General features: G+C 40.9%; 14 protein-coding genes. All 14 read left to right on the top strand.

The features are described from left to right. The first annotated feature begins 55 nt into the window (after nt 1-55). Nucleotides 56-715: a cyclodeaminase/cyclohydrolase family protein gene (locus tag Q7P33_RS16735; protein ID WP_070372694.1), complete on the top strand. Its 660-nt coding sequence runs from the start codon at nt 56-58 to the stop codon at nt 713-715. A 40-nt stretch (nt 716-755) separates the two neighbouring features. Then, entirely contained in the window at nt 756-1,661 is a 906-nt protein-coding gene (locus Q7P33_RS16730) for a bifunctional 5,10-methylenetetrahydrofolate dehydrogenase/5,10-methenyltetrahydrofolate cyclohydrolase (protein ID WP_303871877.1), read from the top strand. 28 nt (nt 1,662-1,689) lie between these two features. Next, nucleotides 1,690-3,654: an electron transport complex subunit RsxC gene (gene rsxC, locus Q7P33_RS16725; RefSeq protein ID WP_303871876.1), complete on the top strand. Its 1,965-nt coding sequence runs from the start codon at nt 1,690-1,692 to the stop codon at nt 3,652-3,654. 1 nt (nt 3,655) lies between these two features. Beyond that, nucleotides 3,656-4,273, top strand: coding sequence for a methylenetetrahydrofolate reductase C-terminal domain-containing protein (locus Q7P33_RS16720; protein ID WP_070372692.1), 618 nt, complete (start codon nt 3,656-3,658; stop codon nt 4,271-4,273). A 33-nt stretch (nt 4,274-4,306) separates the two neighbouring features. Then, nucleotides 4,307-5,209, top strand: coding sequence for a methylenetetrahydrofolate reductase (locus tag Q7P33_RS16715; RefSeq protein WP_303871875.1), 903 nt, complete (start codon nt 4,307-4,309; stop codon nt 5,207-5,209). 280 nt (nt 5,210-5,489) lie between these two features. Next, nucleotides 5,490-6,347: an amidohydrolase family protein gene (locus Q7P33_RS16710; protein WP_303871874.1), complete on the top strand. Its 858-nt coding sequence runs from the start codon at nt 5,490-5,492 to the stop codon at nt 6,345-6,347. Nucleotides 6,348-6,498: 151 nt separating this feature from the next. Further along, nucleotides 6,499-7,164, top strand: coding sequence for a B12-binding domain-containing protein (locus Q7P33_RS16705; RefSeq protein WP_303871873.1), 666 nt, complete (start codon nt 6,499-6,501; stop codon nt 7,162-7,164). Next, on the top strand, nt 7,148-8,311 hold the full coding sequence (locus tag Q7P33_RS16700; RefSeq protein WP_303871872.1) for an ABC transporter permease: 1,164 nt from the start codon (nt 7,148-7,150) through the stop codon (nt 8,309-8,311). Before Q7P33_RS16705 ends, Q7P33_RS16700 begins: the two co-directional genes overlap by 17 nt. Further along, entirely contained in the window at nt 8,304-8,993 is a 690-nt protein-coding gene (locus Q7P33_RS16695; protein ID WP_303871871.1) for an ABC transporter ATP-binding protein, read from the top strand. Before Q7P33_RS16700 ends, Q7P33_RS16695 begins: the two co-directional genes overlap by 8 nt. A 144-nt stretch (nt 8,994-9,137) precedes the next feature. Beyond that, nucleotides 9,138-9,782: a M15 family metallopeptidase gene (locus tag Q7P33_RS16690; RefSeq protein ID WP_303871870.1), complete on the top strand. Its 645-nt coding sequence runs from the start codon at nt 9,138-9,140 to the stop codon at nt 9,780-9,782. A 139-nt stretch (nt 9,783-9,921) separates the two neighbouring features. Beyond that, nucleotides 9,922-12,663 carry a UPF0182 family protein gene (locus Q7P33_RS16685; RefSeq protein WP_303871869.1) on the top strand — a complete coding sequence of 914 codons (2,742 nt, stop codon included), beginning with the start codon at nt 9,922-9,924 and terminating at the stop codon, nt 12,661-12,663. 35 nt (nt 12,664-12,698) lie between these two features. Then, entirely contained in the window at nt 12,699-13,970 is a 1,272-nt protein-coding gene (gene serS, locus Q7P33_RS16680; RefSeq protein ID WP_303871868.1) for a serine--tRNA ligase, read from the top strand. 86 nt (nt 13,971-14,056) lie between these two features. Beyond that, entirely contained in the window at nt 14,057-14,539 is a 483-nt protein-coding gene (greA, locus tag Q7P33_RS16675; RefSeq protein ID WP_303871867.1) for a transcription elongation factor GreA, read from the top strand. A gap of 11 nt (nt 14,540-14,550) precedes the next feature. Then, nucleotides 14,551-16,017, top strand: coding sequence for a lysine--tRNA ligase (gene lysS, locus Q7P33_RS16670; protein WP_303871866.1), 1,467 nt, complete (start codon nt 14,551-14,553; stop codon nt 16,015-16,017). Nucleotides 16,018-16,293 lie beyond the last annotated feature (276 nt).

Raw genomic sequence — 16,293 nt, 5'->3', positions numbered from 1 at the left:
CACTCGATCATTATTACGATAAAAATTACAATAAAAATTGAAGTGGAGTTAGTAAATGGAATTTGATGCAGTAGGAACTGATCTTGGTTCGATCTCAGAAAAAAAATGCACAGAATTTGTTGAAGCCCTGTACAGCAAGGCAGCGGTTCCTGGTGGTGGTGGCGCAGCCGCATTAGTCGGTGCAGTTGGAACGGCTCTGGCTGGAATGGTTGGAAACCTTACCACAGGAAAGAAAAAATATGCAGAATTTGAAGACGATATTCAGCGTATTTTAAAAGAAGCGCAAGTGCTTCAGGATCGTCTGTTAGCGATGATTGATGAAGATGCAAAAAACTTTTTACCACTATCAAAGGCTTATGGCCTTCCTAAAGAAACTGAAGAAGAAAAGGCTTACAAAGAAAAAACCTTAGAAGAATGTACAAAGGTTGCTTGCAGTATTCCGCTTGAAATTGTCGAAGTATGTTACAAAGCAGTTTTATTACAGGAAGAACTGGTAGGAAAAGGTTCAGCGCTGGCAATCAGTGATGTTGCTTGCGGTGTTCAGTGTTTAAGAGCGGCTATGATCAGTGGTTGGGTGAATGTTTTAATTAATATTAAAACAATCAAAGACGCAGATTATGTAGCTGATGTTAATAATCGAGTCAAACCGATGCTGGACAAAGGCGTTGAAATCTGTGATCGTGTTTATGCAGATGTTGAAAAACAACTTTCATAAAAATAATTAAAAATTTTGAACAAAGAGGAGAATTATAATTATGGCAGCAAAATTATTAAGCGGAAAAGAAGTTAGCGAGTCAATGCTGGCTGAAGTACTGAAAGATGCCAACGAACTAAAAGAAAAAGGCATCCAGGTAAAAATGGCAATCATGCGAGTTGGTGAAGATCCCGGTTCTATTTCTTATGAAAAAAGCATCATCACCAGAATGGGAAAATCAAATATCGAAGTTGAATCTGTTCAATTCCCAATCGACGTAACCGAAGCTGATTTTATTGCCAAACTTCAGGCAATCAACGAAGACAAAAACATTCACTCTGTGTTAATCTTCCAGCCGCTTCCAGATCAAATTGATGCTGAAAAAATCAAATATCTGTTAAGCCCTGAAAAAGATCCAGATGCCCTTAATCCAACAAACTTAGGTAAATTGATGATCGCAGACGAAAGAGGATTCTTCCCATGTACAGCTGAAGGCGTTATGGAAATGTTCAAATTCTATAATATCGATGTTAAAGGCAAAGACGTTGTTGTTATTAATAACTCCAACGTGTTGGGAAAACCACTGACAATTATGTTAACAAACGAATTTGCAACAGTTACAATGTGTCATGTACACACTAAAGATACATCATCTTTCACAAAAACTGCTGATATTGTTGTTACCGCTTGCGGTATTTACGGCTTGGTCAGACCAGAAATGTTAAATGAAAACTGTATTCTGATCGACGTTGCAATGTCTCAGATGAAAGACGAAAACAAAGAATTTATTTTAAACGAAGAAGGCAAGAAAATCCGAGCTGGGGATGCTCACGTTGACTGTCTGGACAAGGTTGCCATGATTACTTCAGCAACACCAGGATGTGGCGGCGGAACAGGCCCAATTACAACAGCTTTACTGGCTAAACACGTTATCAAAGCTTGTAAAATGCAAAGCGGATTACTATAAAATCTGAAAAAACAAAGGAGGTATACAATTGGAGGATTACACGAAGTTTAAACTGAAAAGAAAGGAAGAGCTCGATGCGGTTCTGGCAGATAAGAATGACTTATTTGTTGTAGCCTGTAACAAATGCTTCAAAGAACTCGCTAGTTTTGATGAACCTGAATGCGGTCTTTTTGAAGAAATTGCCAAAGAACAGGGCAAAAATATCGTTGGCTCGGCACAAATCGATTTTCTGTGCAACGAACCATTAACATCGAAGGCCTTCCAGGATCTTATTCCCCAAGAAGCCAAAAATGTATTTGTTATTTCATGTGGTCTGGGTATCCAAACCATGGCAGGATTGCTTGATATTCCGGTTTATGCCGGCAGCGATACTGTAACTGTTGATGGTTACCATGGAATGGCATTGACAACGACCTTATGTGAAGCATGTGGTCAGTGTTATTTGAACATGACCGGTGGGATCTGCCCAGTTGTAGACTGTTCTAAGAGCCTGTTGAACGGCCAATGCGGCGGTGCTAAAAATGGTAAATGTGAAGTTGATAAAGAGATGGACTGTGGATGGCAGTTGATCTATGAACGACTGGAAAAACAGGGACGCTTACAGGAACTGTTGGATAAACCAGTGGAACTTCGGGATTACACCAAAGTTAATCATAAGTTTGTCAGTGAATATGTAAAATCTGTTCGTGAAGAACGATATGAAGGTTACTATGGTGGTATTCATCCAACCGAATTCAAAGAACTGAGTGAACATATTGGACTGGTACCATTCCCAGATCCAGTCAATGTGGTTATTCCCATGTCACAGCATGCTGGAGCTCCAGCTGAGCCAATTGTTACAGTTGGTCAGCAGGTTAAAATGGGTCAGAAAATTGCTCAGGCAGCTGGTGTTGTCAGTAGCGCAATTCACGCCAGCGTCAGCGGTACTGTCGTAGCGGTTGAACCGCGACGACATCCTGTTAGCGGCTTAGATTCATTGGCGATTGTGATTCAATCAGATGGCAAAAATACTCTTGACGAGTCAGTAAAACCAGCTGGCGACATTGATAGTCTTTCTGCTGATGAAATTATCGAAATTGTCCGCGAAAAAGGTGTTGTCGGGATGGGGGGAGCTGGATTCCCAACTGCCGTTAAACTTAAATCGCCAAAACCAATTGAACTTGTATTACTTAACGCCTGTGAATGCGAACCAATTTTGACCGCCGATCACCGGGTTCTGCTCGAATATGCTGATGAAGTGATTTATGGTTTAAAAGCGATGATGAAAGCTTCTGGTGCGCCAAAAGGTGTGATTGCCATTGAAGATAATAAAATGGATGCTGTTGAATTGATGCAGTCAAAAACTGCTGATATCGAAAACATCGAAATTGTAGTTGCCAAAACCAAATATCCACAAGGGGCTGAAAAAATGCTCATCAAACGGGTTATGGGCAAACAAGTTCCAAGTGGTGGACTGCCAATGGATGTTGGTGCAGTTGTATGTAACGTCAGTACCGCCAAAGCCGTTTCTGATGCAATCCAGCTCGGAATGCCGCTCATTGAACGGGTTGTTACTGTCAGCGGTAACCGGATGAATAAACCAGGTAACTACTTAGTTAAGATTGGTACCTCAGTCAAAGATATCGTCAACTATTGCGGCGATGTCAAAGGCGATGATGTTACTGTTAAAATTGGTGGTCCAATGATGGGCTTCGCCCAGGCGGATCTCAATGTACCTATGCTGAAATGTTCTAATGGTATTATTGCCGTAGAAACCATTGTTAAAGAAGCCGTTGAGTGTATCAAGTGTGGCCGTTGTATGGATGTATGTCCAATGGAACTTCGCCCACTTTATTTCACAAAATTCGCTTTAGAAGAAAACTGGGAAGGCATGAAAGCACAAAATACCATGGATTGTATTGAATGTGGATGTTGTGAATATATCTGTTCATCAAAGATTCCAATTGTTGAGCGTATTAAAATCGGAAAAACTGCTATAAGGGAGGGTAAATAATATGCTGATTACCCAACTAAAATCACAAGAAGCAATTGAAGCGCTGGCCCAGGGAAAAACAGTAATCATCAACTGTCATGGTTGCAAAGAAGTTTATTTTGCAGAACATGAAGCGGATGCATTTCAAAAAGAACTGTCAGCCAATAAAGAAGTAACTCAGATCATCACCACCGATTATATCTGTAATCCAGATAATCTGAAGCTGCAATTAAAAAAACATACTGATGTCATCAATGCGGCTGATACCATTCTGGTATTCTCCTGTGGTGTTGGGATACAGACTGTTGCCGCACTATTTGAAGGCAAAAAAGTCTATTCCTGCTGTGATACCTATCCATTGCCAGGATTCCAGGGTGTAACTCCTCTGAATGTTGATTGTGGACAGTGTGGCGAATGCTACCTCAATGGTACTGGTGGAATCTGTCCAATTACTGCATGTTCAAAGAGTCTGATCAACGGCCAATGTGGCGGTGCCAAAGAAGGCAAGTGTGAAGTTGATAAGAACATGGAATGTGGCTGGGAACGAATTTACAGAAAATTGGAGAAACTGGACAAACTGGATAACATGAAATATGACGCACCCAAAGTGCGCAACTATAACAATCCAAACGCAGAATAACCAATAATTTAAAAAGAGTAGGAGTAATTATAAATGAGAATAACTGAGCTGTTTGAACGTGGCGAGTTTGTATTAACTGCGGAAGTAGGACCTCCAAAAGGGGTTGAACTTGACCATTTAATTAAAGATGCCCATGAATATTTAAAAACCCGGGTTCATGCATTGAATGTAACGGATAACCAATCCTCAGTCATGAGAACAGGTTCACTGGCAACCTGTCGAGTTCTTAAGGATGAAGGGCTTCTGCCAATCTTCCAGGTGACTTGTCGAGATCGAAATCGTATTGCCCTGCAGTCTGATATCTTAAGTGCAGCATTACTGGGTATTGAAAATTTACTACTGTTAACTGGAGATTACACAACATTGGGTGATCATCCTCAGGCAAAACCAGTTTTTGATTTAGATTCTGTTTCATTGATTCATGCAGTAAAAAGATTGGAAGAAGGTTTTGATATTGCGGGCAATGAAGTAGATGGCGCTCCTCCAAAATTTGCCAAAGGTGCTGTTGTATCACCTTGTAGTGATTCAGTCGATGTTCAGTTGGCAAAAATGGAAGCAAAAGTAAAAGCTGGATGTGAATATTTCCAAACTCAGGGTGTTTATGAGCCAGAAAAATTCATCAAATTTATGGAACAAGCAAAACAATTTGGCGTGCCTGTACAATTGGGTCTGATCATTCCTAAAAATGTCGGTATGTGCCGATATATGAATGCCAATGTAGCTGGTGTTCATGTTCCTGATGAAATGATTGCTGAATTGCAGGCAGATAAAGAAAAAACCAAAGCTGGTGATACTGGTGTTGAAATCTGTGCTCGTCTGATTAGAGAATGTAAAGACTATGCTCAAGGTGTTCATATCATGTCATTAGGTTGGGAAAATAGAATTCCAGAAATTCTCGACTTAGCTGGTATTGCACCAATCACTCCAGTCGTTTAAGATCAAATTCAAAACGAATACCGGCCATGCCGGAGATTCTAAATGCTCCTCTTAAGGTGAGCGGTTTATCTCATAAGCTGCTCATTTTAAGGAGAATGGTTTATTCGAATAAACCGTTCAACTTATGGAGGAGCATTTATTTTGGTTATATCGCTATCAAAACTGATGATACGCGTAGGTTTACAGGTTGGTGATAAATTGAAAATAGCAGCAATTGCAATCGAGGCAGCTAAATCTGGAGTTACGGATATGCGTTGCGATGTGTGCGTAAACAAAAAGCATGTTAATTGATTGCCATGTTCATGTTGGGCTCGGTCAATTAAAAGGTTTGAAAAAATCTGATGTAGCTGATGAAGTCTCGATTGAGGCGATAAAAGGACTAATTAAAAGCTTTCAAAATAAAGGGGTACAGGCAATCCGTGATGGCGGGGATGGTTCAGGAATTGGAATAATCTTCAGAGATATTTCAAAAGATTCCGGTCTTATTTTTAAGACCCCCATTCATGCATTATATAAAAAGGGCCATTATGGTGACTTTTTAGGTGACTCCGTGGATAATGGAAAAGATGGCATCAAAAAGATGGATAGTCTCATCAAAAAGAAGCCTGATTTTATCAAAATTATTTTAACCGGCATCATGAGTTTTACCGATCTTGGTGCCTCAGGTCCGGTGGGGTTTTCTAAAAGTGAATGTTCGGAGATGATTGATTATGCCCATCAAAAGGGTTTATCAGTCATGGTTCATGCCAACACTCCAGAGGGTATTATGATCGCTTTGACATCGGGGGCGGATACCATTGAACACGGATATGGAATTAATGATGACTGCCTTCATGCCATGCGTGAAAGTGGTGTAATCTGGGTGCCGACCCTGGCACCTTTTGCCAATATCGCCAGGTGTAATGAACGTAGCCCGATGAAAAAATATCAAAAAGTATCGGAAACGTATTTTAGACAACATCAGTTGATGGTAAGAAAAGCGGATGCAATGGGTGTGAACATCGCACTAGGTAGTGACTCGGGAGCGACATTAGTTCCCCTGGGGCAAGGTACTTTAGATGAGCTTGCTTATTTGCTTGACTGTGGATTGACCGAAGAAAAATTGGAAAACATTGGAAAATGGGTTATTGACCTCTAATTATGAATGCGCTTAAGAGAATCCCTGTAAATTTTATTTACAGGGATTCTTTCTTTTTAGCTAATACAAACAAAGTAAATAGAGAATGTGTTTTTTAAGAATATCAGGGTATAAATATTCAATAATCTATTTAAATTTGGGTGGTGTGCATATGTTATACGAAAAATTTGTGGCGTGTCTGGAAAAGGATGATAAACCGAATGCGGTGCGGGTTGCCCTCGACGCCCTGGAAACCGGTAAAGTGGGAATTGTCGAGTTGTACACGGAGTTGTTAATTCCGGCTCAAAACAAAATGGAATTGGAAGAGCGAAGAGAATCAGTAGCGATCTGGAAAGAACATTTCAGAACCTCGGTGGTTCGAACGGTCATTGAATACTGTTATCCCCGGGTTGTAAATGAAGGAATGCGCAACAGCTTTAAAAGTGGCCGGAAGAAAATTGTGGTTTTTTGTCCAGCAGAGGAATACCATGATATTGGGGCCCGGATGATTGCTGATTTTTTTATCTTATGTGGCCATCAGGTCTTTTTTTTAGGTGGGAATACACCGCCAGAGGCGCTTTTGCAAGCCATGGTGCGGCTACGGCCAGAGGCTATTGCGATGGGAGTCAGTAACTATTTTAATCTGGTTGCTGCCAAACGCACTATTGAAGATGTCCGAAAAATACTGGGAAGTGAGACCGCCATTATCTTAGGCGGTGCGGCATTTAAAGATAATTTAACGGTGGTAAACGAAATCGGTGGGAACTATTATGTGGATGGTTATGATGCTGTGGTAAGGATCTCGGAAGGGTGGGAAAATTATGAAACTGGCATTTGAAATCGCACTGCGATTTTTAAAATCCAGCAAGGGGCAAACGACGTTGATTGTACTGGGCATTGCCATCGGGGTGTCGGTTCAGATATTTATTGGTTCACTGATCACCGGTCTCCAAAAAAGCTTGGTCGATAAAACGGTGGGCAGTGCTCCTCAAATTACCGTTTCACCCCAGGAAGATGGTGCTTACATTTTGGATTCTCAGGCAGAAGCGAAAACCATCAATGCTGCCAATCCCGAAGAAATTAAAAATCTGGTGGCAGTCACTCAAGGACCTGCTATTCTAAACACATCCGATGAGTCAGCCACAATTCTTCTCCGCGGGTTTGACTGGGAAGCCGCTCAGGGTATTTATAAAATATCAGATCGGATTATCAAAGGGGCGCTGGCGACAAATGACAATGAAATCATAATGGGAGAGGATTTATCAAAAAAATTAAGCTTGAGCGTCGGAGATACAATTGAACTGATCACCCCCGCCAGAAAAACCGGTAAATTTCTGATCACAGGGATATTTGATTTGCAGGTGAAATCTTTAAATGAATCATGGATTTTGAGTAATGATCGTGCGGTTCAGACATTTCTGGAAACGGGCGAAGGTGTTTCACAGATCGAAATGCAGGTAAATGATGTATTCGCTGCCGATGAAGTAGCCGGAGATATAAAAAAACGTTTGAATGATGATGCATTAGTCGTGACAAACTGGAAAGAAGAAAACGCTGCCTTGTTATCAGGTCTTTCTGGTCAAACAGCATCGAGCTTGATGATTCAGGTTTTTGTGATGATTTCGGTCGTTTTGGGAATCGCCAGTGTATTGGCGATCAGTGTGGTTCAAAAATCCAAGCAGATTGGGATCTTAAAGGCAATGGGAATGCATAATCCAAAGGCCAGTCTGGTTTTTTTGCTTCAAGGATTTTTGCTTGGCGTTTTGGGAGCGTTTGTGGGCGTTGGTCTGGGAATTAGCTTGAGCTGGTCTTTTTCCACCTTTGTTACCAATCCCGATGGGTCATCTCTGGTACCCTTTTTTATTGACTGGAGTTTTATTGGTATTTCAGCGGGGATTGCTGTTGCTGCTTCTACCCTGGCAGCCTTGATTCCGGCTATTCGCGTATCCAGACTTGATCCCATGGAGGTAATTAAAAATGGATAATTATGTGGTGGAGGTCAAAGGCGTAAACAAAGTTTATGGCAAGACGATTAAAACGGTGGCGTTACACAACTTGAACCTGGGTTTTAAAACGGGATCGTTTAATGCCATTATTGGCGAGTCCGGCAGTGGCAAAAGCACGCTCCTCAACATTTTGGGAACCCTGGATCGCCCAACGAAAGGAGATGTAATTATTAATGGGATATCCACCAAAAACATGACTAAAGGACGCTTAAGCGATTTGCGCAATGAAACGCTGGGCTTCGTTTTTCAGTTTCATTATCTGTTGCCGGAGTTTACCGCTCTGGAAAATGTGCTGATGCCTTATCGGATTGCCAATGGAAAGGCGGATAAAAAAAGTCGGGATCGAGCCAGGGAAATATTGAATCTGGTAGGACTTGAAAAGGTGGAAAATAATCTGGCGACCAATATGTCAGGAGGGCAACAGCAACGGACGGCCATTGCCAGAGCACTGATGAATCAGCCCAAAATTATTCTGGCCGATGAACCTACTGGAAATTTGGATTCCCAAACAACCGACAGCATTTACCAACTATTTCGGAAAATCAACCAGGAATTGGGAACCACCTTTATTGTTATCACCCACGATCGACGGGTTGCTGAGAAAGCAGACCGTATTGTCGAAATTCTGGATGGCCGTATTTCATTGGATATTGTCAAATGATTAGAGCTCTTGGATTAGTTAAATTATTGGAGGGCGAGGATTATTAACGCGTTCATTGATTTTGTTAATTATTACTGGTAATCATGTCAGTCATCGTATAAAATAGAAAGATAGACATTTTGCGCTTAAACTAGGGGAGAATCAATGAAAAGAATTATGATTGTTCGGCCCAATGACTTTGTGGATATTTCGATGGAAATTCCCGGAATTTTGACGGACGTTAAATATTATACCGGCGATAACTTCGTGGGTGAAAGAATTGATGGTTATGAAGCACCAATCATTTTATTGACAGAGAAAGCCGTTGTCGCACTGGGACGAGTTCAAAAACAACTGTTGGAAGAAGGATTTGGATTAAAAGTGTTTGATGGATATCGTCCCAAACGGGCGGTGGATCATTTTGTTCGCTGGGGAAAACAGGAAGAAGACAATAAAACTAAAAGCATCTATTATCCAGAAAAAACCCGACAGGAAGTTTTTGAGGGTGGCTTTATCGCAGCAGAATCTTCTCATACCCGGGGTAGCACTGTTGATCTGACAGTGGTCAATATTGAAACAGGGGTTGAAATTGATATGGGGGGGATTTTTGATTTCTTCTCAGAAGTTTCCTACAGCGATTATGATCATCTGACCCTGGAGCAAAGTAAAAATCGGGTTCAGCTTCGTTATTTGATGCGTTCAGAAGGATTCGAACCGATGCAGCAGGAGTGGTGGCACTTTACCTTAACCGACGAACCGTATCCCGAAACCTATTTTGATTTTCCGATTCAAGACGTTTGCTTTGAATAGTCATAAACAAAACGATTCAAATTATTAAAGGTGCTTTATTAGCTGCAAATAGTGCATTTTATTAATGAAAAGTCAAAAAAATATGATATAATAATAAAATTAGATAAAAATATGATACGAACAGGAAAGAAGTGAAAAAATGAGAAAAAGAAATAAAACACTCTTAATTGGACTCGGGGTGTTATTCGTTATTTTCGCCGTTTTATTATCACTGAACCAATTTTATATTGATTACCTTTGGTTTGTGGAAATGGGCTATACTGAAATTTTCTTTAAGGAACTCATAACAAAAACGCAAATTGGTATTCCGATTTTTATTGGGCTGGTATTGATTTTGTTTTTTTATTTAAAATTGCTTAATCGCATTTCAGAAAGGTACATCGGAAGTGTTCAGAAAACGACGAAAAAGCAAAATATTATAGCCATTGGTGTGAGTGGTGTGGTCGCTTTTTTTCTGACCATTCTGATCTCAGACCGATTGTGGTACCAAATACTCGAATTTATTAATCAGACCCAATTTAATTTGACCGATCCTATTTTTAATCAGGATCTGGCTCTTTATTTTTTTGGATTGCCATTATATCAGGAAGTTTTTGCTATTTTTATCGGTTTCTTTGCGGTCATTGTCGTCTTGACATTTTTGTATACAGCTTATATTCTCTATCAGGGAAAAAGAATTGAATTTAGCCGTGAACAAGATCTTGAATCCATTAAAGTCAATGCAAAGGGGATATTCAAATCCTATCTTGAGATTGCATCGAAACAGATTGGCATTTTTTTAGGAGTGCTTTTTTTAATCCTGTCGATTGGTAGCCTATTAGAAGCATTTCAGCTGCTTTACTCAACTTCAGGGATTGTTTTTGGGGCTGGTGCGGGAGATATTGATGTCGGACTGAAGGTCATCATTATTAAAGCGGTTTTATGCCTGGTATTGGCAGTAATTTCCATCGTTGCCGGATATCGGAAAAAATATCTTATCATGGGAGCTGGTCCAGTTCTGTTTGTTGCGGTGGTTATTCTTGGCGGTGCTGCCCAGGGGATTTATGAATCACTGATTGTTGTTCCTAACCAGTTTACTAAAGAAGAACAATATATTGCCAATAACATTGAGTATACCCAACAGGCGTATGATTTAGCCAACGTTGAAACCCGTGAGTTTTCGGGGACGCAGGAAATAACGGCCAAAGAGATTAAAGAAAACAATATTACCATCGATAATATACCTATCAATGACCAAATACCTACCCAGGAGATGTATAATTCTTTACAGGGAATCCGGAACTACTATCAGTTCTATGATGTCGATGTCGATCGTTATTTTGTTAATGGCGTTTATACTCAGGTATTTCTGGGCGCTCGGGAAATGAATAATACATTACTCCCAGCAGAAGCCAAGACTTGGGTCAATCAGCATTTAAAGTATACCCACGGCTTTGGCGTGGCGGTATCTCCGGTTAACAAAACCAACAATGTTGGACAGCCAGATCTGATCGTTAAAGATATTCCGCCAGTGACGGATGTCAGCGAATTGGTAATCGAGGAACCCCGGATTTATTTTGGCGAAAATGACTACGGCTATGTCGTCACGAACTGTACCACCGCCGAGTTTGATTATCCCCAGGGGAATGATAACCAGGAAGTCACCTATACCGGGACGGCAGGTATACCAATGACCTTTTTCAATAAGTTGGCATTTGCCCTTTATCACGGTTCATCAGAACTGCTTTTGGCAAATGAAATCACGAGCGACAGCAAAATGCTGATTCATCGCAATATTTCAGAACGTGTCGCAACGATTGCGCCGTTTTTAAGCTATGAACAGGATCCCTATATGGTAATTTCCGAAGGCCGACTTTATTGGATCGTGGATGCATTCACCACCAGTGATCGCTATCCCTATTCGCAACCCTATGATGCTGCTGGCAATAATTATGTTCGTAACTCAGTGAAGGTGGTTGTTGACGCTTACAATGGTGATGTGACCTTCTACAAAGTTGATGATGAACCAGTGTTGGAAACCTACAGTAAAATATTTCCTGGATTTTTGAAAGATCTTTCAGAAATGCCGGAAGGAATCAAACAACATTTGCGCTATTCAAAAACGATGTTTGATATTCAATCCGATATTTACAAGACCTACCATATGTCTAACGCCAGGGTCTTCTATAACAAGGAAGATCAATGGGAAACTGCAACTCAGTTTTATGAAACCGAGAAAGCGGAGGTGCCAGTGGAATCTGCTTACACCATCATGGAGCTTCCGGATCGTCAGCCTGAATTTATGCTGACTGTGCCCTTTACCCCTAAAGACAAAGACAACATGATTGCCTGGTTGGCCGGGGTATCAGATGGTCCGGGTTACGGGCAGCTGATTTTATATGAGTTCCCCAAACAACAACTGATTTATGGCCCAATGCAAATTGAACAGCGGATCGATCAGGATACAATTATTTCGCCGCAATTAACCTTATTGGGTCAACAAGGGTCCCGGGTGCTACGGGGAAATTTGATGTCGATTCCCATTGAAAATGCAATTATCTATGTGGAACCGATTTATATTCAAGCCGTTGGTGGCGAAAACAATCTGCCGGAACTAAAAAAAGTTGTGGTTTCCTACCAGAATGAAATTGTTATGGCAGACTCGCTGGAGTTGGCACTGGCCCAGGTTTTTGATATTCAGGAACTGCTAAGTACGGAAGTACCAACTCAAAGTACGGGTAGCACATCAACCACTGCAGAATTAATCGCCAAAGCAAATGCTTTGTTTAAAGAAGCTCAAGAAGCCCAAAAGGCTGGTAATTGGGCGGGATATGGACAAAAAATAAATGAACTGGAACAAGTTCTGGCTCAACTTTCGCAACTTTCTGGGGTAACTCAGTAGGATAGATCATAAGAAATTAAAAGCAGGAGGAAAATATGCTCGATATAAAGCGCATCAGAGAGAATAAGGAAGAAGTCCAGGCAGGCTTGGACAAGCGGGGTCAATATGATCTAAGTGTGATTACCACTTTGGACGAAAAGCGTCGGGAGACATTGGGTCAGGTTGAAGAAATGAAGAGCCGCCAGAACGTGGTGTCTAAACAGATTCCGATACTAAAGAAAGAAAACAAGGATTGTACCGAGATCTTCGCCGAGATGAAGGAGCTTTCCAATAAAATTAAAGATTTGGACGCAACCGTCAAAACAATCGATGATGAAATCAGAATGCAGTTGCTGAATTTTCCCAATATTCCCAATCCGCAAGTCAAAGTTGGAAAAGATGATACCGATAATCTTGAAATCAGAAAATGGGGCGAACCCCGGACATTTGATTTTGAGATTAAGGCTCATTGGGACATTGGGGTAGATCTGGATATCCTGGATTTTGAACGGGCGGTCAAAATTACGGGAGCCCGTTTCAGTATGTTCAAAGGTGATGGGGCTCGGTTGCAACGGGCACTGATTAACTTTATGTTACACACCCATTGTGATGAGCATCATTATACTGAAATTTCTCCACCATTTATGGTGAATCGGGAAAGTATGACCGGGACTGGACAGTTGCCCAAGTTTGAAGAGGATGCTTTTCATTTACCGAGTAAGGACTTTTTCCTGGTGCCAACCGCAGAGGTGCCGGTAACCAATATCTATCGTGATGAAATTCTGGGGGAAGAAGAACTGCCCAAGTATTTTACCGCCTACACCCCTTGTTTCAGACAGGAAGCCGGATCTGCCGGTCGTGATACCCGGGGTTTAATCCGTAACCATCAGTTTGATAAGGTGGAGATGGTTAAATTTGTTCATCCAGATCGCTCTTACGAAGAACTGGAATCATTAACAAATAATGCGGAACGGATCTTACAATTATTGGGGATACCGTATCGGGTAGTTGAACTTTGCACCGGAGATCTGGGTTTCAGCTCGGCAAAAACTTATGATATTGAAGTGTGGATGCCAAGTTATAACCGCTATGTCGAAATCAGCTCCTGTTCAAATTTTGAAGACTACCAGGCCCGGCGGGCAAACATACGCTTTAGAGATGGTGAAACCAAGAAAACCCGCTTTTTACATACTCTTAATGGTTCGGGATTGGCTGTCGGTAGAACGTTTGCCGCTATTTTAGAAAATTACCAGCAGGCTGACGGTTCGGTGTTGGTTCCCGAAAAACTGGTGCATTATATGTGGGGAAAAACGGTTATTGGCAAGTAAGTAAAAATAATAGGTCTTTAGATAAATATTAAAAAATAAATGACACGTGTGAATGAGAACAAAGATTGTGTCAGATGGAGGAAAGAATGAGTATGAATGCAAAAGAGTTAGTTATAACCGAGGATGGTTTTAACAACATAAAAAAGGAATTGGAATATTTAAAAACGGTAAAGCGTCATGAAGTCGCAGACCGAATTAAAACGGCCCGGGAGTTCGGAGATTTAAGTGAAAATGCCGAATATGATGAAGCGAAAAATGAACAGGGGTTTGTGGAAGGTCGAATTTCAGAACTGGAGCACAAGCTTAAAATTGCAGTAGTCATTGACGATAAGGATATTCATACTGAAGATGTTGGGGTTGGAAGTATTGTTAAAATTAAAAATCCATTATTGGACTTTGTCGCAGAATATAAAATTGTTGGATCAGCAGAGTTCGATCCTAAAAATAACCGTATTTCAAATGAGTCTCCGATTGGTTCGGCGCTGCTGGGAGCAAAGGTTGGCGATACCGTAAAGGTTCAGATTCCTGACGGCGAAGCGGCATATCAGATTTTAGAAATACGAAGATAGAGGAGTAGACATTGACAACAGAAAACCTAAGTGAACTTCTGGAAATAAGAAGAGATAAATTAAAAAACTTACAGGATGCCGGAAAGAATCCCTTTGAACAAACGAGTTTTAATGTGAGTGCTTATGCTAAAAAAGTTGAAGCGGCGTATGATGACTTTGAAGAAAAAGAAGTAACCATGGCAGGACGGATCATGTCCAAACGGGGCCAGGGAAAGGTTTCTTTTTATGATCTTCAAGATTCTACCGGAAGAATCCAGTTATTCCTGAAAAAAGACGCCCTGCCAGACATTTATGATGAAATTAAAACCTATGACATCGGCGACATTGTTGGGGTTAAAGGTGAAATTTTTAAGACAAAAATGGGGCAGATCTCGGTGAGAGTTTCAGAACTGGTTCTACTGAGCAAATCTTTGCAGATTCTGCCGGAAAAATATCACGGACTCAAAGATATGGAACTGCGCTACCGCCAGCGCTATGTCGATTTGATTGTAAATCCGGAAGTTAAGGATGTATTTCAGAAACGTTCGTTGATTATGCGAAAAATTCGGGAATTCTATGACTCCCGTGATTTCATTGAAGTGGAAACACCAGTTCTTTCCAATCTGGCTGGCGGTGCCAACGCCAGACCTTTCATTACCCACCACAATGCTTTGGATATCACGCTGTATTGCCGAATTGCCCTGGAATTACCGCTTAAGCGATTAATCGTAGGTGGCTTTGATAAGGTTTATGAAATGAGTCGGGTTTTCAGAAATGAAGGTATGGATGCCACTCACAACCCGGAGTTCACATTGCTGGAATCCTATGAAGCCTATGCCAATTATGATGATTTAATGAAAATGATTGAAGAACTCTACAGTTTCCTGGCCAAAGAAGTTAATCAATCAGAAACCGTTATTTACGGTGATAAGGAAATCAGTCTGGCTGCGCCATTTAAACGAGCACGCATGGTTGATCTGGTTAAGGAACACACCAATGTGGATTTTGATGTGATGACCGATGTTGAAGTGGCACGAGCTGCGGCAAAAGAATTGCATGTGGATGTGGATGGAAAAAACAGCGTTGGTGAAATTATGGCTGAAGTCTTTGACGAATTCGTTGAAGATAAACTGATCCAACCAACCTTTGTAACCATGCATCCGGTTGAAATTTCGCCACTGGCCAAGAAAGATCCAAATGATCCACGCTACACTGAACGATTTGAACTTTATATTAACGGTGCCGAATGTGCCAACGCTTTTTCAGAATTGAATGATCCGATCGATCAGAAAGAACGGTTTATCTCCCAAGTACAGAAGAAAACTGACGGCGACGATGAAGCACATCCCTTTGATGCTGATTTTATCAATGCCTTAGAAGTTGGTTTACCACCCACAGGCGGTTTAGGGATTGGAATTGATCGATTGGTTATGTTATTCACCAATCAACACACCATCAGAGATGTTATTCTTTTCCCGACAATGAAACCCATTGACTGATCTTTGAATGTAGAAGGAGCTTAGAGTTTAGTATTCTAAGCTTCTTTAATTTGCAAAGAAAAATAAAAATATAATAAATATTTGATTATTGTGTTAATGTTATAAATATAAGGGTAAATAAACAAAACGTGTTAGAAAAATAGTTGATAAATCGCTCTTATAACCTTCTAAATAGACCGACAAAAGAGGATTCTTGGAAAACTAAAAAACCTTTAAAAAATCAGTTGACAGAATGGCAAATAGAGCGTATACTAATGAAGTTGTCTCGAGCAGAGG

This window comes from Acetobacterium wieringae (genome assembly GCF_026646375.1).
Lineage (GTDB): Bacteria > Bacillota > Clostridia > Eubacteriales > Eubacteriaceae > Acetobacterium > Acetobacterium wieringae_A.
This window is presented reverse-complemented; position numbering and strand designations above follow the sequence as displayed.

Excerpts from the sequence above, each read along its gene's own strand:
- Q7P33_RS16735 (WP_070372694.1), top strand. The coding sequence starts at position 56 with ATGGAATTTGATGCAGTAGGAACTGATCTTGGTTCGATCTCAGAAAAA.
- Q7P33_RS16730 (WP_303871877.1), top strand. The coding sequence starts at position 756 with ATGGCAGCAAAATTATTAAGCGGAAAAGAAGTTAGCGAGTCAATGCTG.
- Q7P33_RS16720 (WP_070372692.1), top strand. The coding sequence starts at position 3,656 with ATGCTGATTACCCAACTAAAATCACAAGAAGCAATTGAAGCGCTGGCC.
- Q7P33_RS16715 (WP_303871875.1), top strand. The coding sequence starts at position 4,307 with ATGAGAATAACTGAGCTGTTTGAACGTGGCGAGTTTGTATTAACTGCG.
- Q7P33_RS16710 (WP_303871874.1), top strand. The coding sequence starts at position 5,490 with ATGTTAATTGATTGCCATGTTCATGTTGGGCTCGGTCAATTAAAAGGT.
- Q7P33_RS16705 (WP_303871873.1), top strand. The coding sequence starts at position 6,499 with ATGTTATACGAAAAATTTGTGGCGTGTCTGGAAAAGGATGATAAACCG.
- Q7P33_RS16700 (WP_303871872.1), top strand. The coding sequence starts at position 7,148 with ATGAAACTGGCATTTGAAATCGCACTGCGATTTTTAAAATCCAGCAAG.
- Q7P33_RS16695 (WP_303871871.1), top strand. The coding sequence starts at position 8,304 with ATGGATAATTATGTGGTGGAGGTCAAAGGCGTAAACAAAGTTTATGGC.
- Q7P33_RS16690 (WP_303871870.1), top strand. The coding sequence starts at position 9,138 with ATGAAAAGAATTATGATTGTTCGGCCCAATGACTTTGTGGATATTTCG.
- Q7P33_RS16685 (WP_303871869.1), top strand. The coding sequence starts at position 9,922 with ATGAGAAAAAGAAATAAAACACTCTTAATTGGACTCGGGGTGTTATTC.
- serS (WP_303871868.1), top strand. The coding sequence starts at position 12,699 with ATGCTCGATATAAAGCGCATCAGAGAGAATAAGGAAGAAGTCCAGGCA.
- greA (WP_303871867.1), top strand. The coding sequence starts at position 14,057 with ATGAGTATGAATGCAAAAGAGTTAGTTATAACCGAGGATGGTTTTAAC.